A 24,470-nucleotide genomic window follows, 5' to 3' on the forward strand; every position below is an offset into this window, starting at 1 on the left:
GGCCGGCCGACGGGTCAGCGCGCCGCGAGCGCGGCCTCGCCGGCCTTGCGCATCGCGGCCAGCGGCGCCGGAGTCCGCCCGGTCATCAGCTCCACCTGAAGCACCGCCTGGTGCACCAGGAGGTCGAGTCCGCCGACCACCGCGCCGCCGTGCGCGGCCCACGCGGTCGCCAGCGTCGTCGGCCAGGGCTCGTACAGGACGTCGAAGAGGGTGCCCGGGACATGCGGGACGTCGGCGGCGAGCGCGTCGGTGCTGCCGGCCGGGGTGGTGGCGATGACCAGCGGCTCCCGGAACGCCTCCGCGGCGTCCTCCCACGGTGCGGTGCGCACCGCGACCCCCAGCCGCTCGCCCCAGCCCCGCATCTCCGCCGCGCGCGCCTCGCTGCGGACGTACGCGGTCACCTCGCCGGTGCAGATCCGCGAGAGCGCGGCGAGCGCCGAGGAGGCGGTGGCTCCCGCTCCCAGGATCGCCGCCCGTTCGACCCGCTCCACGCCGCGCTCGCCCAGCGCGGCGATCATGCCCGGGATGTCGGTGTTGTCGCCGACGGTACGGCCCTCGGCGGTCCGTACGACGGTGTTCACCGCCTCCACGGAGGCCGCGGTGTCGCTGATCTCGTCGAGCAGCGGGATCACGGCGCGCTTGAGCGGCATGGTCAGCGAGAGACCCGCCCAGCCTGCGTCCAGCCGCTCCATGAAGGCGGGCAGCCCCGCCTCGTCGACCTCGTGCCGGCCGTACTCCCAGTCGGTCAGCCCGAGTTCGTCATAGGCGGCGCGGTGCAACACCGGGGAGAGGGAGTGAGCGATGGGCGATCCGAGGACCGCGGCTCTGCGTGGGGCGCTCATTCGCTGGCCTTCTCGCGTTCCTGTTCATAGAGACGGCGGTTGCGCTCGTGCTCTTCGTTCGTCTCGGCGAACAGTGTCTTTTCCGGATTGATCGAGACGAAGTAGTACCAGTTGCCGCGGGCCGGGTTGATGGCCGACTTCAGCGCCTCCTCGCCCGGGTTTCCGATCGGGCCGGGCGGCAGTCCCTTGAACTTATAGGTGTTGTACGGGTCGTTGAAATTCCGCAGATCGTCGACGGACCCGGTATCCAGCGTGCTTTGGGACCGTGCGTAATTGACCGTCGAATCGAAGTCGAGCAGACCGTAGGTCTCCGTGTTGTCCGGCTTCAGACGGTTATAGACGACGGTCGCGACCTTCACGAAGTCGTGCTTGTACTTACCCTCGGCCTGCGTGAGGCTGGCGACCGTGAGCAGCTGCATCGGCGAGTCGAGCTTGAGCTTTCGCGCATTCGACTCCAGGTCGTACTTCTCGTAGACCTGATTGGCCCGCGCGACCATCTGCTTCAGGACCGCGGCCGGCTTCGTGTCCTCACCCACGCTGTAGGTCGAGGGGTAGAGGAATCCCTCCAGCGGATCCTTGATCTTGGAGGAGTCGGAGGCCCACGCGGGCAGCCCCAGATTCTTGACCTGGCTCTTGGCGACATTCTTCGTGGTGCCGGTCTTGAGCTTGAGCTTTTTGTCGATGAGTTCGTAGACCGATCCCGAGCGCAGCCCCTCACGGATCGTGAGGCCGTTACGGCTCTTGGGGTCCAGCATCAGCTCGATGGCCGCGGCTGCCGACATCCCCTTGCGCAGGGAGTACGCGCCGCCCTGCAGACTGTTCGCCTTTTTGTTCTCGCCGGCCGCCTCGTTGAACGCGTCGGCGCTCTTGATCACGCCTTCGCGCTTGAGGATCAGACCCATGTCGGAGACGTACGAACCGTCCGGGATGTCCACCTGCACGGCGCCGGAGCCCTCACCCTCGAAGTCCGGGGCGGAGCCGAAGTGGCTCATGAAGAAGTCGTAGCCGAAATAGCCGACAGTTCCGGCGGCGGCGGCGAAAACGCCCGCGATGACCAGGCAAGCCATGCCGCTGCGGCGTTTGTTCTTCTTGCCGCGGCGCTCGCGGGTGGCCCGGCGCTCCTCGCGGCGACCGGCCGGACGGTCGTCGTCCTCGTCGGCGTCGCCCGCGAAGAACGAGTGCTCCGGCTCCGGTTCGCGCTCACGCGGCTCCGGTTCGGCGCGCCAGTCGTCACCGGCGGGGTCGGCGTAGTGCGGTTCGGGCTGCTGGTGCTGCTGGAACTGCTGATGCTGCGGGGGCGCCTGCTGACGCAGATGCTGGGGCTGCGGCGGCGGGTACGCGTCCTGGGTGCCGTAGTAGTCGGGGCTCGCCCCGCTGTACGGATCGACGGGTGGCTGCTGACCGTAGGGGTCGTACGGGTCGTACGGCACCTGACCGGTCTGCGAACCGTCCCAGCCCCCGTTGTACTGCTGTTGGGGATAGGGGTCGGGCTGCTGCCCGCCCCACTGAGGCTGCTGCGCCTGGCTTCCGTAGGACCCCTGCTCTCCGTAGAGCGGGTCCTCTGGATGCCACGGTTCGGAGCCGTAGCCCCGGCCATACTCGGTCATCGATCCCCTAGAGCCGAGAGGCGGTGCGCTCCTGACGGGCAGCGCGCCTGCTGTAACGATCCGCCTCTTCTTGCACGCGCGGCTGTTCGAACGGCCGCCGCATCGCGCGGAACGTTACCGTACCGCGATCAGATGACCACTTCGACGCTCTCGCCCGGAGGCTGCCCCGAGGTGCGTTCGGTCTCCAGCGCGCTCTGCAGGATGACCACGGCGGCGGCCTGATCGACCACCGAGCGGCCCTTCTTGCTCCTGACCCCTGAGGCCCGCAGGCCCTGGGTCGCGGTGACCGTCGACATGCGCTCGTCCACCAGCCGGACCCCTACGGGGGCGATGTGCTTGGCCATCTCCTGGGCGAACGCGCGCACCTTGGCCGCGGCCGGCCCCTCTCCCCCGTTGAGGGAGCGGGGCAGGCCGACCACGACTTCGAGCGGCTCGTACTCGTCGACGATCGCCTTGAGACGGCGGTGAGCTGCCGGGACGTCACGCCCCGGCACCGTCTCGACGGGGGTGGCGAGGACCCCGTCGGGGTCGCACGAGGCGACCCCGATGCGGGCGTCCCCGACATCCACGGCGATGCGTCTGCCACGTCGCATGGAACTCACGTGGATCAGGCCGCCTCGGCGACGAGGCGCTCGACGGCCTCGATGGCCTCCGGCACCGCGGCGGCGTTCTGCCCGCCGCCCTGGGCGACGTCCGGCTTGCCGCCGCCGCCTCCGCCGAGCGTCTTGGCGGCCGTACGGACCAGCTCGCCGGCCTTGATGCCGCGCTCGCGGGCGGCCTCGTTGGTGGCGATGACCGTCACCGGGCGGCCGTTCGCGACCGTGAAGAGGGCCACGACAGCGGCACGGTCACCGGGGATCCGGCCCCGCACGTCGAGCACCAGCTTGCGCAGGTCGTCGGCGGAGGTGCCGTCGGGCACCTGGCCGGCGGCCAGCGCCACGCCCCGGACGTCCTTGGCGCCCTCGGCCAGCCCGGCGGCGGCCTGCAGCACCTTCTCGGCGCGGAACTTCTCGATCTCCTTCTCGGCGTCCTTCAGCTTGGCGAGGACACCGGAGATCTTCTCGGGCAGCTCGTCGGGGCGGCCCTTGACCAGCTCGGTGAGCTGCGAGACGACGGTGTGCTCACGGGCCAGGAACTTGTAGGCGTCCACGCCCACCAGCGCCTCGACCCGGCGGACGCCGGAGCCGATGGAGGACTCGCCGAGCAGCTTCACCAGACCCAGCTGGGCGGTGTTGTGGACGTGTGTGCCGCCGCACAGTTCCTTGGAGAAGTCGCCGATGGTGACCACGCGGACGCGGTCGCCGTACTTCTCGCCGAACTCGGCGATGGCGCCCTGCTTCTTGGCGTCCTGCATGCTCATGACCTCGGCATGCACATCGAGCTCGCGGGAGAGCACCTCGTTGATCTTCTGCTCGACGTCCGTGAGGACCCCGCCGGGCACCGCGGCCGGCGAGCCGAAGTCGAAGCGGAAGCGGCCCGGGGAGTTCTCCGAACCGGCCTGGGCGGCCGTCGGCCCGAGGGCGTCGCGCAGCGCCTGGTGGGTGAGGTGGGTGGCGCTGTGGGCGCGGGCGATGGCGCGCCGGCGGGTGATGTCGATAGCGGCGTACGCGGCCGAGCCGAGCACCACCTCACCGACCTGGACGACGCCCTTGTGGACCGTGACCCCGGGCACCGGCTGCTGGACGTCGCGGATCTCGACGACGGCGCCGGAGTCCAGCTTGATCCGGCCGGTGTCGGCGAGCTGGCCGCCGCCCTCGGCGTAGAAGGGGGTGCGGTCCAGGACGACCTCGACCTCGTCGCCCTCGTGGGCGGCGGGCGCCGGGGCGCCGTTGACCAGGAGGCCGACGATGGTGGATTCACCCTCGGTGGCGTTGTAGCCGGTGAACTCCGTGGCGCCGGACTTGTCGGCGACCTCGCGGTAGGCGGACAGGTCGGCGTGGCCGCTCTTCTTGGCCTGGGCGTCGGCCTTGGCGCGCTCCCGCTGCTCCTTCATCAGGCGGCGGAAGCCGTTCTCGTCCACCGAAAGGCCCTGCTCGGCGGCCATTTCGAGGGTGAGGTCGATCGGGAAGCCCCAGGTGTCGTGGAGCAGGAACGCCTTGTCGCCGGCCAGGACCGTGCCGCCGGAGGACTTGGTCTCGGTGACGGCGGTGTCGAGGATGTTGGTGCCGGCCTTCAGCGTCTTGACGAAGGCGGCCTCCTCGGCGAGGGCGACCGTCTCGATGCGGCGGCGGTCCTCCAGCAGCTCCGGGTACTGCCGGCCCATCGTCTGGATGACGACGTCCAGCAGCTCGCCGACGACCAGGCCGCCGGCGCCGAGCAGGCGCATGTTGCGGATGGCGCGGCGCATGATGCGGCGCAGGACGTAACCGCGACCCTCGTTGCCGGGGGTCACGCCGTCACCGATGAGCATCGTGGACGTGCGGATGTGGTCGGCGACGACGCGCAGCGAGACGTCACTGTCGTGGGCGGTGCCGTAGCCGACGCCGGTCAGCTCGGTGGCCTTGTCGATGACGACGCGCAGGGTGTCCGTCTCGTACATGTTCGGGACGTCCTGGAGGATCATCGCCAGGCGCTCGAGGCCGAGGCCGGTGTCGATGTTCTTCTGCGGCAGCTCACCGAGGATCTCGAAGTCCTCCTTGCCGGTGCCGGCGCCGCGCTCGTACTGCATGAAGACCAGGTTCCAGATCTCCACATACCGCTCGTCGTTGACGGCCGGGCCGCCCTCGACGCCGAAGTCCGGGCCGCGGTCGTAGTTGATCTCGGAGCACGGGCCGCAGGGGCCGGGGACGCCCATGGACCAGTAGTTCTCCGACTTGCCCAGGCGCTGGATGCGCTCCTTGGGCACCCCGATGACCTCGTGCCAGATGCGCTCGGCCTCGTCGTCCTCCAGGTAGACGGTGATCCAGAGCTTCTCCGGGTCCAGGCCGTAGCCGCCGTCGGCCTGCGAGCCGGTCAGCAGCTCCCAGGCGTACTTGATGGCGCCTTCCTTGAAGTACTCACCGAAGGAGAAGTTGCCGCACATCTGGAAGAACGTGCCGTGCCGGGTGGTCTTGCCGACCTCTTCGATGTCCGGGGTGCGCACGCACTTCTGGACACTGGTGGCCCGCGGGCCGGGCGGCTTGGCCTCACCGAGGAAGTAGGGCTTGAAGGGGACCATGCCCGCGTTCACGAGCAGCAGCGTCGGGTCGTCCGCGATGAGCGACGCCGACGGCACGACGGTGTGCCCGCGCTCCTCGAAGAAGCGCAGCCAGCGGCGGCGGATTTCAGCCGACTCCATCAGTGGTCCTCATTTCCAGTCGGTCCGGTGAGCCCGGTCGGTCCGGTTGTTCTCGTGGTTCGGTACTGCGTTTCGAGCACCGCGCGCGAGCGCGGTCCGGGCAGCTCGCGCGCCTCACCCGTCTCACCGAGACCGAGGGCGTCGTGCAGCTGTTCTTCACGGTCCGCCATTCCCGTGCGTACGTCCAATGCAAATTGGCGCAGCCGGTGGCCGGTCTCGACGGCCTTGTCCGCGGCCTGCGCCGCGAGGCTGTCGGGCTGCAGCTTGCGCAGCTTGCGGTGGACCTTGTTGGTGGCCCAGACGCCGGCGGCGGCGCCGGTGGTGAACCAGAATGCGCGGCGGAACATCGCTGTGATCAGTCCTTGGAGCGACGGTTGCGGCGCCCGCCGCGGCGGGCGCCGGGCAGGGTACGGCCGACGACGGTGCGCTTCGGCTCGGGTTCGCCCTTCTTGCCGATCGCGCGGCGTACGCCGTAGCCGAACGCGGCGACCTTGACCAGCGGTCCGCCGAAGGCGGAGGAGACGGTCGAGGAGAGCGCGGAGGCGTTGGCGGTGACTTCTTGGACGTCGGCGGCGATGGCGTCGACCCGGGCGAGCTGGCTGTGCGCGGAGCGGACGGTCGCGGACGCGTCGGCGAGGAGTGGGACGGCCTGGTCGGATACCTCGGCCACCATCTTGGTGGTCGCCTTGAGCGTCTGCGCGAGCCTCACCAGCACAAGGGCGAGGAACGACACGAGGATCGCCCAGAAGACGGCCACGAGGATCCCGGCCACCTCTCCACCGGACACGTTGGCACCACTCTCCGACTGGTTTGGTCTGGGCTCGGCCCGCTCGACTGTCCCGCTCGAACGGCAACCTTGACCTTATCGCGCCGTGACTGTCCGTCCGCACCCCGTTCCCCGCGCCCCGGAGTGGAATCGGAAGGAGTGATTGTACGGTCCGCACACCTCCGAGTACGCTCCGTGTCCCATGCGACGCTTCACGCGCCCCGAACGCTCTTCCCACCCCGCTCCGGCCCTTGCGCGGACACCGGGAAATCTGCCCGCGGAACTCAATCGCTTCGTCGGCCGGGACGACGAACTGGCCGTACTGACGCAGCGGCTGGATGCCGCCCGGCTCGTGACCCTGACCGGCCTCGGCGGTATCGGCAAGACGCGGCTCGCCACCCACGGGGCCGCGATCTTGCAGGATCGCTTCTGCGACGGGGCGTGGCTGGTCGAGCTGTCCGCGGTACGCGACCCCGGGGTGCTGGAGCACGCCTTCGTGGAGGCGCTGGCGGTGGCCGACCACTCCGGACGGCCACCGCGTACCGCACTGCTCGACCATCTCGCGGACCGCGAACTGCTGCTCGTCGTCGACGGATACGAGCACCTGGTGGACGGGTGCGCAGAGCTGATCGCCGCCCTCCTGCGCCGCGCACCGCACCTGCGGGTGCTCGCCGCGGGCCGGCGCCCGCTGGGTGTCGCGGGTGAAGAGAACCTGCCCGTCCGGCCGATGAGCGGCGCCGACGCGGTCGGCCTCTTCGCGGACCGCGCCGCCTGCGTCGTGGCCGGCTTCGCCGTCAGTCCGTCCAACGAGGCCGCCGTCAAAGAACTCTGCCGCCGTCTCGACCGCATTCCGCTCGCGCTCGAACTGGCCGCGGGGCGGTTGGGCGCCCTCTCCGTGGACCAGGTGCGGCACCGCCTCGACGACCGGTTCCGGCTGCTGACCGGCACCACCCGCGGCGGACCGCCACGCCACCAGGCGCTGCGGACGGCGATCGGCTGGAGCCATGAGCTGTGCACGGCCGAGGAGCGGCTGCTGTGGGCGCGGCTCTCCGTCTTCGCCGGGCAGTTCGACCTGGAGGCGGCCGAGTACATCTGCTCAGGCCCGGAGCTGCCGGCCGAGGAACTCCTCGACGTTCTCGGCGAGTTGGTAGCCCAGTCGGTGCTGGTGCGCGAGGAGGCCCCGGCCGGGGTGCGCTACCGGATGCTGGACACCGTACGGGCGTACGGCGCGGGCTGGCTGGAGGCGACGGCCGACGCCGACCGGATGCGGCGCCGGCACCGCGACTGGTACCTGGGGCTCGCCACCTGGTGCGAACTGGACTGGTTCAGCCCCCGGCAGACCCAGATCGCCGCCCGGATCGAGGCGGAGCTGCCCAATCTGCGGGTGGCCCTGGAGCAGAGCCTGGAGAGCGAACTCGACGCGCACCTCGGCCAGTACCTCGCGGGCACCCTGTGGTTCTACTGGGTGGGCTGCGGCCGCCTCTCGGAGGGCCGGCACTGGCTGGAGCGGGCTCTGGAGCTGGACAGCTGCCACGACGAGGCACGGCTGAAGGCGTTGTGGGTGCTCGGTTACGTCGCGGTCCTCCAAGGAGACACGGTGGGCGCGATGGGGGCGCTCCAGGAGTGCCGGGAGGAGGCCGAGCGCACCGGCAACGCCACGGCGGCCGCGTACGCACTGCACCGCACCGGCTGCCTGGCGCTGGTCTGCGACGACATGCCGCGCGCCGAGACGCTGCTGCGCGACGCGCTAGGTCGCTACCGGGAGATTGGTGAACTCAACAGCAATGTGCTGATGGGGCAGGTCGAGCTGGCGATGGCGGTGGCCTTCCAGGGCGAGCTGGAGGGCGCGGTACGGCTGTGCGAGGACGTCCAGCAGGTGTGCGACGACCACGGCGAGCGCTGGACGCTGGCGTACGCGCAGTTCGTCCTGGCCTACGCGGCGTGGACCCGTGGGGAGGGCGGACGGGCGCGGGCGCTGCTGGAGGAGTGCCTGACCATCGATCACACCTTCCACGACCTGCTGGGGTCCGTGCTGGCGATCGAGCTGCTGGCGCTGGTGACGCTCGGCGAGGGGGATGCGGAGGAGGCCGCGGTGCTGCAGGGCGCCGCGGGCCGGATCTGGCCGTCGGTGGGGCTGCCCCTGTTCGGCTCGCGCTACTACAACCAGCCGCACGCACTGTGCGAGGAGCAGGCGCGGGCCCGGCTGGGCGCGGAGCGCTACGCGGACTGCCTGGACGTGGGCGGCCGGCTCGACCTCGATGCGACGGTGGCCAGGATCCTGGGCCGCTCCCGAGGCGTGCCGGGGCAGCGCCGCCCGGTGCGCATCACGGCTCCTGTCACGAACGAACCCGCCGCCTCCCCCTCCGCGAGCGGTGGGGAGACGGCGGGCTGAGTGCCGTTCGCCGGAGCGACTACGCCTGATTTATCGGGCGTAGTACTCGACGACGAGCTGCTCGTCGCAGATCACCGGGATCTCCTTGCGGTTCGGGTCCCGGTCGAGACGGAACGCCAGAGCCGGCAGGTTGACCTCGAGGTAGCGCGGGGTCTCACCGTCGGTGTCGTAGCCACCCTCGCGGGCGACCTGGAAGGGGTGCTTCTCGCGGCTGCGCTCGCGGACCATCACGACGTCGCCGGGGCGGACGCGGAAGGACGGCTTGTCGACCTTGCGGTCGTTGACCGCGATGTGGCCGTGGACCACCATCTGGCGGGCCTGGTAAATCGTGCGGGCGATACCCGACCGCAGGACGAGCGCGTCCAGACGGCGCTCAAGCTCGATGATCAGCGCTTCGCCTGTCTTGAGGTCGACCTTCCGAGCGCGGTCGTAGGCACGCGCCATCTGGCGCTCGCTGATGTCGTACTGAGCACGCAGACGCTGCTTCTCGAGCAGACGGACCTTGTAGTCACTGTTCTGCTTGCGGCCACGGCCGTGCTCGCCGGGCGGGTAGGGACGGGCCTCGAAGTACTTGACGGCCTTCGGCGTCAGGGCGATGCCGAGAGCGCGCGACTTCTTGACCTTGGGACGCGACTGGTTCACGTGGAACGGACCTCCGTGTAAGTTAGGTGAGGCTTACCTTACCGCGAGGAGAACGCATGTTTCGACCTGGGATCCCCCTGCCCAGTGCCCAAAGCACCGAGGCGGGTCAGCCGCGTCCCGTGGAAGACGCCCAGCAGCCCACTGCCGCCGAGCGCGTACGAACCCTCGTCGAGTCCAATGGTATGGCGTCTTTGAGCATCCCTGGAGTCGAGGACCTCGATGAGAGTGGTCTTTCGGCTCCGGTCTGCCGCACCGTGACACCCGACGGAGACCTGCTATTGCTGGTCCCTGGCGACTGTGCGGCGGCACGGGCGGCTGCGTACGCGCAGGACGACGACCTTACCGCAGTGATGGAGATCACGGATGTCGCGCCGGTTTCGGTGCCGCATCGCATCCGTGGACGGGCGTGGGTGGCGGGCTGGCTGACGCCCGTACGCAACGAGCAGCGCGCCGAGGCGGCGATGCTCCTCGCCGAGCGGCATCCCGTCGGCGAGCTGCTCGGCATCGGGGAGGCGCTTGCGCCCCAGCCTGCGCCCGGGCTGCCGGCACGGAGCGCCTGGATGATGCTCCGCCTGGAGGTCGGCGAGGGCGCGGTGGACGATCTGTGGGGCGCCGAGTCCGTCGAGCCGGACGAGTTCGCCGCCGCGGTTCCCGACCCGCTGGTGGCCCACGAGGCGGAGCTGCTGCAGCATCTGCACGCGGCGCACGACGACCAGGTGCGGGGGCTGTGCGCACTGCTGGGCGACAGGTCGCAGCTCTGCGGAGTACGGGACCGGGCCGTCCCGGTGGCGCTGGACCGGTTCGGGCTGCGCGTGCGCTTCACCGACACCGACCACCGGTCCTTCGATGCCCGGTTCGACTTTCCGGAGCCGGTCCGGGATGTCGCGGAACTCCGCCGCGCGATGCACACGCTCTTCGAGGCCGCCGCGGAATGACCCGGAGGAGCGACACGACGGCCGCCGGGGCTGACGCACCGGCTTGACCGCGACGGGCCGCGGCAGCGGCCCCCGCGGTCGTCAGTCGCCGGTCTCGCCGCGCAGCCGGGCGCGGACCCGGTCGGCGACATCGGCGTAGCGCGCCTCGGCGCCGTGCCGGGTGGGGCTGTAGTAGCGCTTGCCGTGCACCTCGTCCGGCGCGTACTGCTGCGCTGCGATGCCGCCCGGCAGGTCGTGCGGGTACTGATAGCCCTTACCGTGGCCCAGCTTCTCCGCGCCCTTGTAGTGGCCGTCGCGCAGATGCGGCGGCACCGCGCCGGCCTGGCCCGCGCGGACGTCGGCCAGCGCGGCGTCGATCGCGGTGTAGGCGGCGTTCGACTTGGGGGCCAGGGCGAGGGCGATGGTGGCCTGGCTGAGGGTGATCCGGGCCTCCGGGAAGCCGATCATCGCCACGGCCTGGGCGGCGGCGACCGCGGTCTGCAGAGCCGACGGATCGGCCAGACCGATGTCCTCGCTCGCCGAGATCATCAGCCGGCGGGCGATGAACCGCGGGTCCTCCCCCGCCTCGATCATGCGGGCGAGGTAGTGCAGCGCGGCATCGACATCGGAGCCGCGAATGGACTTGATCAGGGCGCTGGCGACGTCGTAGTGCTGGTCGCCGCTGCGGTCGTACTTCACCGCCGCGCGGTCGACGGTCTCCTCCAGCGTCTGGAGGGTGATCTCCTTCTCCCCCTTGGACAGCGCCGATCCGGCGCCGGCCTCCAGGGCCGTCAACGCCCGCCGGGCGTCGCCGCCGGCGATACGCAGCAGATGCGCCTCGGTGTCCTCGGGGAGGGTGACCGCCCCCGCGAGCCCGCGGGCGTCGGTCAGGGCGCGGTGCAGCAGGCCGCGCAGATCGTCGTCCGTGAGCGGTTCGAGGGTCAGCAGCAGCGAGCGGGACAGCAGCGGGGAGATCACCGAGAAGTACGGATTCTCTGTGGTCGCGGCGATCAGGGTGACCCAGCGGTTCTCGACCGCCGGGAGCAGGGAGTCCTGCTGGGCCTTGCTGAAGCGGTGGATCTCGTCGAGGAAGAGGACGGTGTCCTTGCCGAATCCGCCCGAGGCGCGCCGGGCACCGTCGATGACCGCCCGGACCTCCTTGACGCCCGCGGTGATCGCGGAGAGCTCCACGAAGCGCTTGTTCGTCGCCTGACTGACGACATACGCGAGGGTCGTCTTGCCGATGCCCGGCGGTCCCCACAAGAAGACGGAGGACGGCCCCGCGGGCCCCCCGCTGCCCTCCCCCACCAGACGGCGCAGGGGCGAGCCCGGCTTGAGCAGATGCTGCTGTCCCACGACCTCGTCGAGGGTGCGCGGACGCATCCGCACGGCGAGGGGAGACCCCGCGGGGTCCTTCTCTTGACGGTCTTCGGCAGCGGCGGTGAACAGGTCGGGCTCCACGCTCACGAGCCTATGTCACGCCACTGACAACGCCGCCGGCCACGGTCCTGACCGGCGGCCGGAACTCAGATCAGGGTGCTCCAGTACGTCCACCACTTGGTGAGGATCAGCAGCGCGATCACGCCGTACCAGAGCACCGGCACGACCCAGTGGAACTCCAGCACGTTCCTGCGCAGGCCCTCGGGGCACGGGATGATGCGGTGCTTGATGTTGTGCACGGTGGTGTACCAGAACATCAGGATGGTGACGCACCAGGTCAGCGTGCACCACAGGCACAGCGAGTTGATGTCGTACAGCGACTGGGACATCAGCCACATGCAGAAGACCGTGCCGAGCAGCGTGCCGATGTTCAGGCCGATCCAGAACCAGCGGCGGTAGCGGGCGCCCGCCACCAGGCCCATGCCGATCGCGACGACCGCGCCGAACGCGACCAGCCCGGCGACCGGGTTCTGGAAGCCGAAGACCTCCGCCTGCCAGCTCTTCATGACGTTGCCGCAGGAGATGATCGGGTTGAGGCTGCAGGCCGGCTTGAAGTTCGGGTCCTTCAGCAGCTCGATCTTGTCGAGCGTGATGACCCAGGAGGCCAGGACACCCAGCGCGCCGGTGATCACCAAGAGCCAGGCAAGACCGCGACCCGACCCAATGGTGCCCGCGCCGCTCGCGCGGTCGTCTTCGGTGGACACGTCGTCGTCAATCGCTGTCGTCGTCATATCGCCGTTCCGTCGATCCCTTGGGAGATGAGGGTGAGCTAGCGGAGCCGCGGGGCCGCGGCCGTCCTTCATTCTGCCTCAACTCCGCTACGGGCCACCGTTCGATGAACATAAAGACGAGCCGCCGCGGGGCGCTCGGAACGCCGCGAGTGCCGGTTTCCGGCCTGGGACCGCGGCCCTCCGGCCCGGGTGGGCCGGCGGCCGAATCATGCGGCGGGATGAACGCCCGGGCCCCGCCTTGACGCGGGAAGCCCCCCCTCGCGCCCCCATCGCGACGAGGGGCCCGGACGGTGCTGTCACCGTCCGGGCCCCTCGCAGGCTTGCTGCCGTGCGCTGCCTCAGCCCAGGATGCGCCGGACCTCGTCGACGACGGCGTCCAGCGCGACCGGGGTCTGCTCGCCGCTCTCCAGGTCCTTGATCTGGACGAGGCCCTCGGCCAGATCCCGCTCGCCCGCCACCAGCGCCAGCCGCGCGCCGGAGCGGTTGGCCGACTTCATGGCGTTCTTCAGGCCCTTGCCGCCGTAGGCGAAGTCGGTGGCGACGCCGGCCCGGCGCAGCGCGGTGACCGCGGCGAACAGCACCCGGCGGGCCTCCTCGCCGAGCGGCACGGCGTAGACGGCGGTGGCGGCGGGGATGTCCAGCGTGATGCCCTCCGCCTCCAGGGCGAGCACCGTGCGGTCCACGCCGAGCGCCCAACCGACGGACGGCAGCGCGGGGCCGCCGATCATCTCGGACAGGCCGTCGTAGCGGCCGCCGCCGCCGACCGCGGACTGCGAGCCCAGGCCGTCGTGGACGAATTCGAAGGTGGTGCGGGTGTAGTAGTCGAGGCCCCGGACCAGCTTCTCGTCGTCCTCGAACGCCACTCCCGCCTCGGTCAGCAGATCGCGCACCTGCTCGTGGTAGGTCTTGCACGCCTCGCACAGGTAGTCACGCAGGGCCGGGGCCCCGACCAGCTGCTTCTGTACGGCGTCGCGCTTGTCGTCCAGGACCCGCAGCGGGTTGATGTCGATCCGGCGGCGGGTCTCCTCGTCCAGCTCCAGTCCCCGCAGGAAATCCTGCAGGGCGGCGCGGTAGACGGGGCGGCACTCCGCGTCACCGAGCGAGTTCAGCAGGATGCGGAACTCACGCAGCCCGAGCGAGCGGTACGCCTGGTCGGCCAGGATGATCAACTCGGCGTCCAGCGCCGGGTCCTCCGTGCCGATCGCCTCCGCACCGACCTGCGAGAAGTGGCGGTAGCGGCCCTTCTGCGGGCGCTCGTAGCGGTAGTAGGAACCGGAGTACCAGAGCTTGACGGGGAGGTTGCCGCCCTTGTGGAGGTTGGCCTCCAGCGCCGCGCGCAGCACGGACGCGGTGCCTTCGGGGCGCAGCGCGAGCTGGTCGCCGCCCTTGGTCTCGAAGGCGTACATCTCCTTGGTCACGATGTCGGTGGACTCACCGACACCGCGGGCGAACAGCTCGACGTTCTCGAAACCGGGCGTCTCGATGTAGCCGTACCCGGAGTTCCGCAGCGGCGAGGAGATCGCCTCGCGCACCGCGAGATAGGTCGCCGAATTCGGGGGGAGCAGGTCGTACGTGCCCTTGGGGGCCTGAAAGGTGCTCACGGAAGGTCTCGTCACATTCCTCGTCGCGGAGCGGCGGTGAAGCCGTCTCCGAAGCCGGCGGCCACTTCCCGGAGATAGGGGTTGGCGGCGCGCTCTCGGCCGATGGTGGTCTGGGGGCCGTGGCCGGACAGGACGACGGTCGAGTTCTCCAGCGGCAGGCACACACGCGCCAGCGACTGCAGGATCTCGGCGTGGTCGCCGCCCGGCAGATCGGTACGTCCGATGGAGCCGGCGAACAGCAGGTCGCCCGAGAAGAAGACCGGCGGGATGTCGGCCTGCTCGGGCATCCTGAACGTCACCGACCCCTTGGTATGGCCCGGCGCGTGCGCGACGGAGAACTCCATGCCGGCCAGCTCCAGCGCGCCGCCGTCGGTCAGCTCCTTGACGTCGTCCGGCTCCCCCACGGTGAGTTCGCCCATGAGCTGCTGACCGATGGAGCGGCCGAGGGCCTTCTCCGGGTCGCTCATCATGTAGCGGTCCTCGGGGTGGATCCAGGCGGGGACGTCGTGCGCGCCGCACACCGGGACGACCGAGGCGACGTGGTCGATGTGGCCGTGGGTGAGGATGACCGCGACGGGCTTGAGCCGATGCTTCGCGACGGCGTCCTCGACTCCTTGGGCGGCCTGGTGGCCCGGGTCGATGATGACGCACTCCTCGCCGGCGGCGGGGGCGACCAAATAGCAGTTGGTCCCCCAGGCCCCGGCGGGGAACCCGGCAATCAGCACGTTCGTCCTTAAAGGTCGGCGGAGGGCGGCCCGCGGGGCCGCTCCCGGAACATCTCGGCAGCTCCAGAGCCTACCGGCGGGACTCCCGGCGGGGCGAACCCGTATACGGTACGGCCACGGCAGACAAGAGCGGCGCAACGCTCACGACAAGGAGACGACCGGTGGTCAACAGCGATCAGCGGCGGCGGAAGCTCGCCCGGGAGAAGTTCGAGCGCCAGCAGCAACGGCGGTCCGCGGCCCGTCGGAAGACCAGACGCCGCAACGTGATCATGGCGTCCGCCCTGGCCGTGGTCCTCGCCGCCGGGGCCGCCGCCTACGCCTCGGCGGGACTGGCGGGCGGCGCGGACGAGGACGACCGGGCCGCGGCCGCTCCCACGAAGGCGCCGGACCCCTGCGGCAAGCCCGCGAAGGGCTCCCCGTCCAAGGAGACGTGGAAGAAGGAGCCGACGATGACGGTCGACACCTCGGCCTCGTACGCCGTGAAGCTGGGCACGACCTGCGGCCCGATCGAGCTGAAGCTGGACGCCCGCAAGGCGCCGCACACCGTGAACTCCTTCGCCTTCCTCGCCGGCCGGGGCTACTTCGACCACAGCAAGTGCCATCGCCTGGTGGATGACGGCATCCACGTCCTGCAGTGCGGCGACCCGACCGGCACCGGCCAGGGCACCCCCGGCTACACCATCCCCGACGAGAACCTCAAGGACCCGCGGATCAAGGGCAACGTCTATCCGGCGGGCACCGTCGCGATGGCCAACCGCTACGACGGCAAGAGCGACAAGACCCGCGACTCCGGCGGCAGCCAGTTCTTCCTCGTCTACCAGGACAGTCAGCTGCCGCCCAACTACACACCGTTCGGAACCATCACCGGCGGTATGGACGTCCTGCGGAAGATCGCCAAGGCCGGTTCATCGGCGGATACGGCAACGAACAACACCGCGCCCAACGCCACCGTCGTCATCAACCGGGCGACCGTCACGAAATCCTGACGGCTGCCCGGCCGACCGGGGCCGGGCGCCGTCGCCCCCGTGTGCGAACCGCGGAATTTTGGTCGTGCTGGATGCGGACAGCCGACCGCCATTCGCCTAGATTGGCGTTGTGTAGGGTGCCTGCTCCGACGGCTGCCACCCTCACCGCAAGACAGCCCGTCGGACCGGCCAGGGCGAGGCTCTGCCGGACAGAAACTGTGGACGATGCCGGGGGGCCGCACGCCCTCGTCGGCATCATGTGGAGGAGGCGCTGTGAGCAGCGACCCATGGGGCCGCGTCGATGAGACGGGGACCGTGTACGTGCGTACCGCCGACGGCGAGCAGGTTGTCGGATCGTGGCAGGCGGGATCTCCCGAGGAGGCCCTCGCCTACTTCGAGCGCAAGTACGAGGGCCTGGTCGTCGAAATCGGCCTCCTCGAGCGACGGGTCAAGACCACCGACCTGTCGGCGAAGGACGCCACGACCGCGATCGACCATCTGCGCCAGCAGGTCGACGAGCACCACGCGGTGGGTGATCTGGAAGCGCTGAGGAAGCGGCTGGACAAGCTCGTGTCCACGGTCGAGGCGCGGCGCGAGGAGCGCAAGGCGCAGAAGGCCAAGCAGAGCGACGAGGCCCGCCAGGCCAAGGAGAAGCTGGTCACCGAGGCCGAGGAGCTGGCCGCCAGCGAGCAGTGGCGGGTGGCGGGTGAGCGGCTCCGTGCGCTGGTCGACACCTGGAAGGGCCTGCCGCGTCTGGACCGCAAGGCGGACGACGAGCTCTGGCACCGCTTCTCGCACGCCCGCTCGGCCTTCTCCAAGCGTCGCAAGGCGCACTTCGCTTCGCTGGACGCGCAGCGCGAGGACGCCCGTAAGGCCAAGGAGAAGCTGGTCGGCGAGGCCGAGGCGCTGTCGAAGTCGACGGACTGGGGGGCGACGGCCGCCCGCTACCGCGAGCTGATGACGGACTGGAAGGCGGCCGGCCGCGCCCAGCGCGAGCACGAGGACGACCTGTGGAACCGCTTCCGCGGCGCCCAGGACATCTTCTTCCAGGCGCGCAGCGAGGTCTTCGCGGAGCGCGACGCCGAACAGCAGGAGAATCTGACCCGCAAGGAGGAGCTGGTCACCGAGGCCGAGAAGCTCCTTCCGGTCTCCGACCTGAAGGCGGCACGGGCCGCGTTCCGCTCGATCAACGAGCGGTGGGAGTCCATCGGCCATGTGCCGCGGGACGCCCGCCCGAAGATCGAGGGCCGGATGCACGCCGTCGAGCGCGCCATCCAGGAGTCCGAGGAGACCGAGTGGCGGCGGACGAACCCCGAGGCGCGGGCGCGCGCCGCGGGGCTGACGGGCCAGCTCCAGGACGCTGTCGACAAGCTGGAGAAGCAGATCGACACGGCTCGGGCGCAGGGCAACAACGCCAAGGCGGACAAGCTCGGCCGTGAGCTGGAGGGCCGCAAGGCACTGCTGGACCAGGCGCTGAAGGGCCTGGAGGAGTTCGGCGGCTGACCACCGAACACGGCGGAGGGCCCCGGTAGGCGATGCCTGCCGGGGCCCTCGTCATGTCGTGGCCGGCGACCGCCGCACGCGGGCGGCGGTCGCGCGCCGTCAGGGCCTGCGCGCCGAGGTCACGCGGTAGACGTCGTAGACGCCCTCCACGCCGCGTACGGCCTTCAGCACATGCCCCAGGTGCTTGGGATCGCCCATCTCGAAGGTGAAGCGAGAGGTGGCGACCCGGTCACGAGAGGTCTGCACGGCCGCGGAGAGGATGTTGACGTGCTGGTCGGACAGCACCCGGGTGACGTCCGACAGCAGCCGGGAGCGGTCCAGCGCCTCGACCTGGATGGCGACCAGGAAGACGGAGGACTGGGTGGGTGCCCACTCGACCTCCAGGATCCGCTCGGGCTGCTTGGACAGCGAGTCGACGTTGACGCAGTCCGCGCGGTGCACCGAGACGCCGCTGCCGCGGGTGACGAAGCCGATGATGGGATCGCCGGGGACGGGCGTACAGCAGCGGGCGAGCTTGACCCACACATCGTCGACGCCCTTGACCACGACGCCCGGGTCGGCGCTGGAGCGCCGCTTCGAGCGTGGGCGGATCGGCGTCGACTCGGCGATGTCCTCGGAGGCCTCGTCCTGGCCGCCGAGCGCCTGCACCAGCTTCTGCACGACGCTCTGCGCGGTGACATGGCCCTCGCCGATGGCGGCGTACAGCGAGGAGATGTCGGGGTAGCGCATCTCGTGCGCGAGGGTGACCAGGGAATCTCCGGTCAGGATCCGCTGGATCGGCAGGTTCTGCTTGCGCATGGCCCGCGCGATGGCGTCCTTGCCCTGCTCGATGGCCTCGTCCCGGCGTTCCTTGGAGAACCAGGCGCGGATCTTGTTGCGGGCGCGCGGGGACTTGACGAAGCCCAGCCAGTCGCGGGACGGCCCGGCGCCGGGCGCCTTGGAGGTGAAGACCTCCACCAGGTCGCCGTTGTCCAGGGTCGATTCGAGCGGCACGAGCCGCCCGTTGACCCGCGCTCCTATCGTGCGGTGGCCGACCTCGGTGTGCACCGCGTAGGCGAAGTCCACCGGGGTGGCGCCCGCCGGCAGCGCTATGACGTCGCCCTTCGGCGTGAAGACGAAGACCTCGTTGCGGGAGAGGTCGAAGCGCAGCGATTCGAGGAACTCGCCCGGGTCCTCGGTCTCCTTCTGCCAGTCCAGCAACTGCCGCAGCCAGGCCATGTCGTTGACGGTGTCCTGGCCGGCGCCCTTGCCCTTGGGGATGTCCGTACGCACCTTGGAGGCGCCGGCGACGGCCTCCTGCTTGTACTTCCAGTGGGCGGCGATGCCGTACTCGGCGCGGCGGTGCATGTCGAACGTGCGGATCTGCAGCTCGACGGGCTTGCCGTTGGGCCCGATGACCGTCGTGTGGAGCGACTGGTACATGTTGAACTTGGGCATCGCGATGTAGTCCTTGAACCGCCCCGGTACCGGGTTCCACCGGGCGTGGACGGTGCCGAGCGCCGCGTAGCAGTCGCGGACGGTGTCGACGAGGACGCGGATGCCCACCAGGTCGTAGATCTCGGCGAAGTCGCGGCCGCGGACGATCATCTTCTGGTAGACGCTGTAGTAATGCTTCGGCCGGCCGGTGACGGTGGCCTTGATGCGGGCGGCGCGCAGATCCGCCTGGACCTCGTCGGTCACTATCGCCAGGTACTCATCACGCTTGGGCGCGCGCTCGGCGACCAGCCGCACGATCTCGTCGTACATCTTGGGGTAGAGGATCGCGAAGGCGAGGTCCTCCAGCTCCCACTTGATGGTGTTCATGCCCAGGCGGTGGGCGAGCGGAGCGTAGATCTCCAGCGTCTCGCGGGCCTTCTTCTCCTGCTTCTCCCGCTTGAGGTAGCGCATGGTGCGCATGTTGTGCAGCCGGTCGGCGAGCTTGATGACCAGGACGCGCGGGTCCTTGGCCATCGCGACGACCATCTTGCGGACGGTCTCGGCCTGCGCGGCCTCACCGAACTTGACCCGGTCGAGCTTGGTGACACCGTCGACGAGCAGCGCGACCTGGTCGCCGAAGTCACGGCGCAGGGTGTCCAGGCCGTACTCGGTGTCCTCGACGGTGTCGTGCAGCAGGCCCGCCATCAAGGTGGCCGGGTCCATGCCCAGTTCGGCGAGGATCGTGGTCACCGCGAGCGGGTGGGTGATGTACGGGTCGCCGCTCTTGCGCTTCTGGCCGCGGTGCCAGCGCTCGGCCACCTGGTAGGCCCGCTCGATCTGGCGCAGCGTCGCCGCCTCGATCTTGGGGTCGTTGCCGCGCACGATCCGCAGCAGCGGTTCCAGGACCGGGTTGTACGGGCTGGAGCGCTGGACGCCGAGCCGGGCCAGGCGGGCGCGGACGCGGTTGGGCGATCCGGAGCGGCCGGCCGGGGCGGGCGGCAGCGGCTTGGGCGCCGGGGCCGGTGTCGCGGACGGGCCTGCCTTGGCGGGCGGACCGGACTTGGCGGCCTTGGGCGCCGGGGCCGCGGAGCCCGCCGGGTCGGCTGCGGAAGCGCCCTGGGCGGGGCCGTCCCCGGGAGCCGGGGACGTGGGTGCAGGCCGGTCGGCCGAGGGCCGGGGCGCGGCGGTTTCGTCGGACGCGCTCTGCCGCTCGGGCTTCGGCGTGTCCGAGGCAGCCGCGTCCTGGGGCTTCGGCTCGTCCGGACGCGCGGCGGGGGATCCCCCCGGACGCGATCCGGGGGAGAGCGGCTGGGCCTCGTCTGGCAAGAGCACTCCTCAAGCGGTTCCGGACCACAAGACCACGAACGGGTCGGGGTGCCATGGTATCGACCCCGGGGCCGCGGCTCTCCCGCGGCCATGGCTCCGTACATGACACAGCACCAGGGGCGCCCGAATTCTTCCGGGGCCCCTGGTGCCGAGGTGAGGTGGGAGGTCGGCTCAGACGGTGATCAGAGCCTCCAGAGGAGCGCCCTTCAGGCCCGGCTCCAGCCGCTGCCTTCCGGCCAGGAAGCCCAGCTCCAGCAGTACCGCGACGCCGGCGACATCGGCGCCCGCGCGGCGGATGAGCTGCACCGAGGCGTCGGCGGTGCCGCCGGTGGCGAGCACGTCGTCTATCACCAGCACCCGGTCGCCCGGGGCCAGCGCGTCGGCGTGGATCTCGATCTCGGCGGTGCCGTACTCCAGCGCGTACGCCTGCCCGAGCGTCGCCCCGGGCAGCTTGCCGGCCTTACGGACGGGCACGAAGCCGATTCCGGCACGGACCGCGACGGGCGCGGCGAGGATGAACCCGCGGGCCTCGAGGCCCACGACCTTGTCGGCACGGTACTCCCGGCACAGGTCCACGAACGCGTCGGTCAGCGCGCCGAAGGCGGCCGCGTCGGCCAGCAGCGGGGTGATGTCCTTGAACATCACGCCCGGCTGCGGGTAGTCCGGGACATCCGAGATCCGGCTGAGCAGCAGCTCGCGCAGCTCCGTGGGGGCGCTCATCGGCGCTTGCCCGACGGACGGCCGCGTCCGCGGTTACGGGAGGCGGGCTGGGAGCGCGGTCCGACGACCGCGGTGTCGTCGTCGGATCCGGCCGCCCCGACGGGATCCGCGTCCTGCGGCTCCTCCGGGCCCGCGCCCTTGGCCGCGGCCGCGGCACGCTTGGCCCGCACCCGCTTGACCAGCGCCTTCATCTGCGGCTCGCGCTCCTTGAAGTCGGCGACCAGCGGGGTGGCGATGAAGATCGAGGAGTACGCACCGGCGGCGAGACCGACGAACAGCGCCAGCGAGATGTCGTTGAGCATGCCCGCGCCGAGCACTCCGCCACCGACGAAGAGCAGACCGGCGACCGGCAGCAGCGCCACGACGGTGGTGTTGATGGAGCGCACCAGGGTGCCGTTGATGCTGCGGTTGGCGATCTCGCTGTAGGTGAAGCGGGTCTGCTTGGTGATGTCCTTGGAGGCTTCCTTGAGGCTGTCGAAGACGACGACCGTGTCGTACAAGGAGTAACCGAGGATCGTCAGCAGACCGATGACCGTGCCAGGGGTGACCTCGAAGCCGACCAGGGCGTAGATGCCGACCGTGATGGTGAGGTCGTGGATCAGCGCGATCAGGGCGGCGAGTGCCATGCGCCATTCGAAGGCGATGGCGAGGTAGATCACCACGAGGATCATGAAGATCCCCAGGCCCAGCCAGGCCTTGTTGGCGATCTGCTCACCCCAACTCGGGCCGACCAGCTGGGTGTTGACGTCCTTGACCGGGACGTTCAGGTCCTTGGCGAGCTCTTCCTGGACCGGGACCGCCTGCTTGGTGTCCAGGCCGCTGATCTGGATGCGCAGCGAGCCTCCGCCGAGCTTCTGCACCACGGCCTGGCGGCCGCCGGCCGCCGACTCGGCCTTGTGCTGTGCCTCCGAGGCGGACACGGAGGTCTCCGGGGTGGTGAAGACCGCACCACCGGAGAACTCGATGCCCATGTTCAGGCCGCGCACCGCCAGGCCGACGATGGCCGTGATGGTGATGAGGATCGAGATGCCGTACCAGATCTTCCGCTTGCCGATGAAGTCGTAGCCGACCTCGCCGCGGTAGAGCCGGGCGCCGATGTTTCCGAGCTTGGACATCTCACGCCTCCTTCGTCTCGATGGGGGCGGTACCTCGGCGGCGTCGCAGCGGCGGCTTGGCACCCAGGCGCTTGGGATCCAGGCCGGACCACGGGTGGCCGTCGGCGAAGAACTTCCGCCGGGCCAGCAGCGTCATCAGCGGCTTGGTGAAGAAGAAGACCACGACGACGTCGAGGACGGTGGTCAGGCCGAGCGTGAACGCGAAGCCCTGCACCTTGCCGACGGTGACGATGAACAGCACCGCGGCGGCCAGGAACGACACGAAGTCGGAAACCATGATCGTGCGGCGGGCCCGTGGCCAGCCGCGCTCGACGGCCGGACGGAGCGTGCGACCCTCGCGGATCTCGTCCCGGATGCGTTCGAAGTAGACGATGAAGGAGTCGGCGGTGATACCGATGGCGACGATGGCGCCACAGACCGCCGGCAGGTTCAGCGCGAATCCGATGGCCGGGCCGAGCAAGGTCATGATCGTGTACGTCAGGACCGCCGAGACCCCGAGGCTCGCCAGCGCGACGAGCGCCAGGCCCCGGTAGTAGGCGACCAGGTAGATGATGACCAGGGCCAGGCCGATGGCGCCTGCGATCAGACCGGCGTGCAGCTGCTCGCCGCCGAGGGCCGCGGTGACCGTGGTCTCGTCGTCGATCTTGAACGACAGCGGCAGCGCGCCGTAGGACAGCATGTTGCCGAGGTCCTCGGCGGACTGCTGGGTGAAGCCACCGGAGATGGTGGCGTTACCGCCGTTGAGCTGCTGGCTGACGCGCGGGTCGGAGACCACCGCGCCGTCCAGGACGATCGCGAACTGGTTCTGCGGCTGCGTCTTGGTGGCGAGCTTGCCGGTGATGTCCGCGAACTTCTTGCCTCCGTCGGAGGTGAAGTCCATCTGGACGATCCAGCCCTGACCCTGCTGGCTGTCGAAGATGGCCTTGGCGTCCTTGACGTCGGTGCCCTCGACGGCGATCGGACCGAGCGCGTACTTCTGCGTACCGTCGTCCTTGCAGGCGGCGATCGTGTCCGTCGGCTTGGCGTTGGCGGCCTGCTGACCGGCCGCGGCGCGATTGGCCTTGGTGGAGCAGTCCAGCGCGGCGAGCTGCTTCTGCACCGCCGGCGGGAGGTCCGCGGCGCCACCGGTGGGCGGCACCGGGGGCAGGGAGGGCTTGGGCGAACCGGAGGGGGTCGGCGTCGCGGACGGAGCCTTCTTCAGGGAGTCCGTGACGGCCCTGCCCTGCGTCGTGGCGCTCGCGCCGGGCTTCGGGGAGGAACCGGCGCTCTGCTGGCCGGCGCCCTTGGCGCCCGGGTCGGCCTTGCCCTTGCCGTCCTCGCCCTTGCCGTTCTTGCCGCCCGGGGAGGGGCTGGCCGAGGGGTCAGGGGTCTTGGCGCCGGCAGTGGTGGTCAGCACCGGCCGGAATCCGAGCTGGGCGGTGGTACCGACCTGCTGGCGGGCCTGCTTCGCGTCCGTCCCCTTGGGGATGTTCACGATGATGTGGTTGCTGCCCTGCGTCTGGACCTCGGACTCGGTCACACCGAGACCGTTGACCCGCCGCTCCATGATGCCGGCGGCGGTGTTCATGTTGGTCTCGTTGATCGCGTTGGGCTTGCCCGGCTGATTCTGGGCCGCCAGCGTGAAACTGGTGCCTCCGGCCAGGTCGATGCCCAGTCGGGGCGTCAGCGTGCCGGAGTAGAACATGCCTCCGACCAGAGCGACCATCGCGATCAGGATCAGGACCAGGGTGCGCCCCGGATGACCCTGGCTCGCGGGCGCCCTGCGGCCCTTCTTCGGTGCTGCCACCTTCTCGTATCTCCCTGTCCAACCACTCGGCTTCGGGTGTCTGCCGAGCGGCCACGAAGTGTTGTGGGGACGTGCCCCCGCCGGAGCCTAGACCGTCCCGGAACCGCGGTGCACCGCTCATGGGTGCTCCGCGGTTCCGTCCGGGCGGGACTACTTCGCGTCGGCGCCGCCGGCCTTCTTGTCGTCCTTGGCGGTCTCCGCGTCGCTCTTGGCGTCGGAGTCGGCCTTGGCGGCGTCCTCGGCGGCGGGCTCATCGGCGTCCGCGGCGGCCGGCTCGGCCGGGGCGTCGCCCTTCCCCAGGTCGATCTTGTCGGCCTTGTCGCCCGTCTCGGGGGCGTCGGCGGCGGTGGCGCCGGTCAGCGACGAGGCGTCGTCCGGGACGACCGACTCGTCGTGCGCGACCGGGTCGGCGCCGTCGAGAATGCGGTTGTACTCCTCGTCCTGGAGAACCGCGCCGATGGCGTTCTTGGCGTAAATGGCGTGCACGCTGGGAGCAACCTCAAGGAGGACGGTCTCCTCGTGGATTTCCTTGACGGTGGCGTACATGCCCCCGATCGTCCGAACGCCCGTACCGGGCTGCATTTCATTGCGCATCTGGGCGGCCGCCTGCTGCTTCTTCTTCGCAGAGCGGGTCATCAGGAACATTGCCCCGATGAGGACGATGAAGGGGAGGAGAGTCACGATACTCACGGGACGGAAATC

20 protein-coding genes are annotated in these 24,470 nt (G+C 70.2%); 4 read left to right on the forward strand and 16 right to left on the reverse strand.

Going from position 1 to position 24,470, the window contains the following annotated elements:
• Window positions 1–14 precede the first annotated feature (14 nt).
• The 6 genes from ACH4FH_RS21455 to ACH4FH_RS21480 all read right to left on the reverse strand — a co-directional run bounded on the left by ACH4FH_RS21455 (window position 15) and on the right by ACH4FH_RS21480 (window position 6,513).
• Complete coding sequence (locus tag ACH4FH_RS21455; protein WP_398557468.1) at window positions 15–842, reverse strand: shikimate dehydrogenase; 828 nt, start codon at window positions 840–842, stop codon at window positions 15–17.
• Entirely contained in the window at window positions 839–2,449 is a 1,611-nt protein-coding gene (gene mltG / locus ACH4FH_RS21460; RefSeq protein ID WP_398557469.1) for an endolytic transglycosylase MltG, read from the reverse strand. Before mltG ends, ACH4FH_RS21455 begins: the two co-directional genes overlap by 4 nt.
• A gap of 128 nt (window positions 2,450–2,577) precedes the next feature.
• Window positions 2,578–3,042 carry a Holliday junction resolvase RuvX gene (ruvX, locus tag ACH4FH_RS21465; RefSeq protein WP_398557470.1) on the reverse strand — a complete coding sequence of 155 codons (465 nt, stop codon included), beginning with the start codon at window positions 3,040–3,042 and terminating at the stop codon, window positions 2,578–2,580.
• A 14-nt stretch (window positions 3,043–3,056) separates the two neighbouring features.
• Window positions 3,057–5,726, reverse strand: a complete 2,670-nt coding sequence (alaS, locus tag ACH4FH_RS21470) for an alanine--tRNA ligase (protein WP_398557471.1) — start codon at window positions 5,724–5,726, stop codon at window positions 3,057–3,059.
• The gene (locus tag ACH4FH_RS21475; protein ID WP_393894214.1) at window positions 5,726–6,073 is read right to left on the reverse strand and encodes a DUF6167 family protein; all 348 of its coding nucleotides are present in this window, start codon (window positions 6,071–6,073) and stop codon (window positions 5,726–5,728) included. The genes alaS and ACH4FH_RS21475 overlap by 1 nt, the downstream gene beginning before the upstream one ends.
• 8 nt (window positions 6,074–6,081) lie before the next feature.
• Window positions 6,082–6,513: a DUF948 domain-containing protein gene (locus tag ACH4FH_RS21480; protein ID WP_398557472.1), complete on the reverse strand. Its 432-nt coding sequence runs from the start codon at window positions 6,511–6,513 to the stop codon at window positions 6,082–6,084.
• Window positions 6,514–6,694: 181 nt separating this feature from the next.
• Here ACH4FH_RS21480 and ACH4FH_RS21485 point away from each other — a divergent pair, with 181 nt between their 5' ends.
• Entirely contained in the window at window positions 6,695–8,884 is a 2,190-nt protein-coding gene (locus ACH4FH_RS21485; protein WP_398557473.1) for an ATP-binding protein, read from the forward strand.
• Between the two features lie 30 nt (window positions 8,885–8,914).
• Here the strand turns inward: ACH4FH_RS21485 and rpsD are convergent, their stop codons facing one another.
• Window positions 8,915–9,526 (reverse strand): 30S ribosomal protein S4, encoded by a 612-nt coding sequence (rpsD, locus tag ACH4FH_RS21490; protein WP_398557474.1) that lies wholly within the window; start codon window positions 9,524–9,526, stop codon window positions 8,915–8,917.
• Window positions 9,527–9,708: 182 nt separating this feature from the next.
• Between rpsD and ACH4FH_RS21495 the strand changes: the two genes are divergently transcribed.
• On the forward strand, window positions 9,709–10,461 hold the full coding sequence (locus tag ACH4FH_RS21495) for a DUF2470 domain-containing protein (protein WP_398557627.1): 753 nt from the start codon (window positions 9,709–9,711) through the stop codon (window positions 10,459–10,461).
• An 81-nt stretch (window positions 10,462–10,542) separates the two neighbouring features.
• On the opposite strand, the gene ACH4FH_RS21500 is transcribed toward ACH4FH_RS21495, so the two are convergent.
• The 4 genes from ACH4FH_RS21500 to ACH4FH_RS21515 form a co-directional block, all read right to left on the reverse strand.
• Window positions 10,543–11,901 carry a replication-associated recombination protein A gene (locus ACH4FH_RS21500; RefSeq protein ID WP_398557628.1) on the reverse strand — a complete coding sequence of 453 codons (1,359 nt, stop codon included), beginning with the start codon at window positions 11,899–11,901 and terminating at the stop codon, window positions 10,543–10,545.
• Between the two features lie 65 nt (window positions 11,902–11,966).
• Window positions 11,967–12,611, reverse strand: a complete 645-nt coding sequence (locus ACH4FH_RS21505) for a vitamin K epoxide reductase family protein (protein WP_398557475.1) — start codon at window positions 12,609–12,611, stop codon at window positions 11,967–11,969.
• A gap of 338 nt (window positions 12,612–12,949) precedes the next feature.
• Window positions 12,950–14,212, reverse strand: a complete 1,263-nt coding sequence (gene hisS, locus ACH4FH_RS21510) for a histidine--tRNA ligase (RefSeq protein WP_398557476.1) — start codon at window positions 14,210–14,212, stop codon at window positions 12,950–12,952.
• Window positions 14,213–14,223: 11 nt separating this feature from the next.
• Window positions 14,224–14,937 (reverse strand): MBL fold metallo-hydrolase, encoded by a 714-nt coding sequence (locus tag ACH4FH_RS21515; protein ID WP_398557477.1) that lies wholly within the window; start codon window positions 14,935–14,937, stop codon window positions 14,224–14,226.
• A 161-nt stretch (window positions 14,938–15,098) separates the two neighbouring features.
• Here ACH4FH_RS21515 and ACH4FH_RS21520 point away from each other — a divergent pair, with 161 nt between their 5' ends.
• Window positions 15,099–15,923 (forward strand): peptidylprolyl isomerase, encoded by an 825-nt coding sequence (locus ACH4FH_RS21520; RefSeq protein ID WP_398557478.1) that lies wholly within the window; start codon window positions 15,099–15,101, stop codon window positions 15,921–15,923.
• A gap of 252 nt (window positions 15,924–16,175) precedes the next feature.
• Window positions 16,176–17,405, forward strand: a complete 1,230-nt coding sequence (locus tag ACH4FH_RS21525; RefSeq protein ID WP_398557479.1) for a DUF349 domain-containing protein — start codon at window positions 16,176–16,178, stop codon at window positions 17,403–17,405.
• A 99-nt stretch (window positions 17,406–17,504) separates the two neighbouring features.
• Here ACH4FH_RS21525 and ACH4FH_RS21530 read toward each other — a convergent pair whose 3' ends face one another.
• From ACH4FH_RS21530 to yajC, 5 genes are all read right to left on the reverse strand, one after another.
• A complete protein-coding gene (locus tag ACH4FH_RS21530) occupies window positions 17,505–20,147 on the reverse strand; it encodes a RelA/SpoT family protein (RefSeq protein ID WP_398557480.1) in 2,643 nt (880 codons plus the stop codon).
• A 171-nt stretch (window positions 20,148–20,318) separates the two neighbouring features.
• Window positions 20,319–20,867 (reverse strand): adenine phosphoribosyltransferase, encoded by a 549-nt coding sequence (locus tag ACH4FH_RS21535; protein ID WP_398557481.1) that lies wholly within the window; start codon window positions 20,865–20,867, stop codon window positions 20,319–20,321.
• The gene (gene secF / locus ACH4FH_RS21540) at window positions 20,864–21,982 is read right to left on the reverse strand and encodes a protein translocase subunit SecF (protein ID WP_398557482.1); all 1,119 of its coding nucleotides are present in this window, start codon (window positions 21,980–21,982) and stop codon (window positions 20,864–20,866) included. The genes ACH4FH_RS21535 and secF overlap by 4 nt, the downstream gene beginning before the upstream one ends.
• 1 nt (window position 21,983) lies before the next feature.
• Window positions 21,984–23,768, reverse strand: coding sequence for a protein translocase subunit SecD (secD, locus tag ACH4FH_RS21545; RefSeq protein ID WP_398557483.1), 1,785 nt, complete (start codon window positions 23,766–23,768; stop codon window positions 21,984–21,986).
• Window positions 23,769–23,918: 150 nt separating this feature from the next.
• Complete coding sequence (yajC, locus tag ACH4FH_RS21550) at window positions 23,919–24,458, reverse strand: preprotein translocase subunit YajC (protein WP_398557484.1); 540 nt, start codon at window positions 24,456–24,458, stop codon at window positions 23,919–23,921.
• Window positions 24,459–24,470 lie beyond the last annotated feature (12 nt).

Origin of the sequence: Streptomyces sp. NPDC017993, assembly GCF_044328065.1 — a bacterium.
GTDB lineage: Bacteria > Actinomycetota > Actinomycetes > Streptomycetales > Streptomycetaceae > Streptomyces.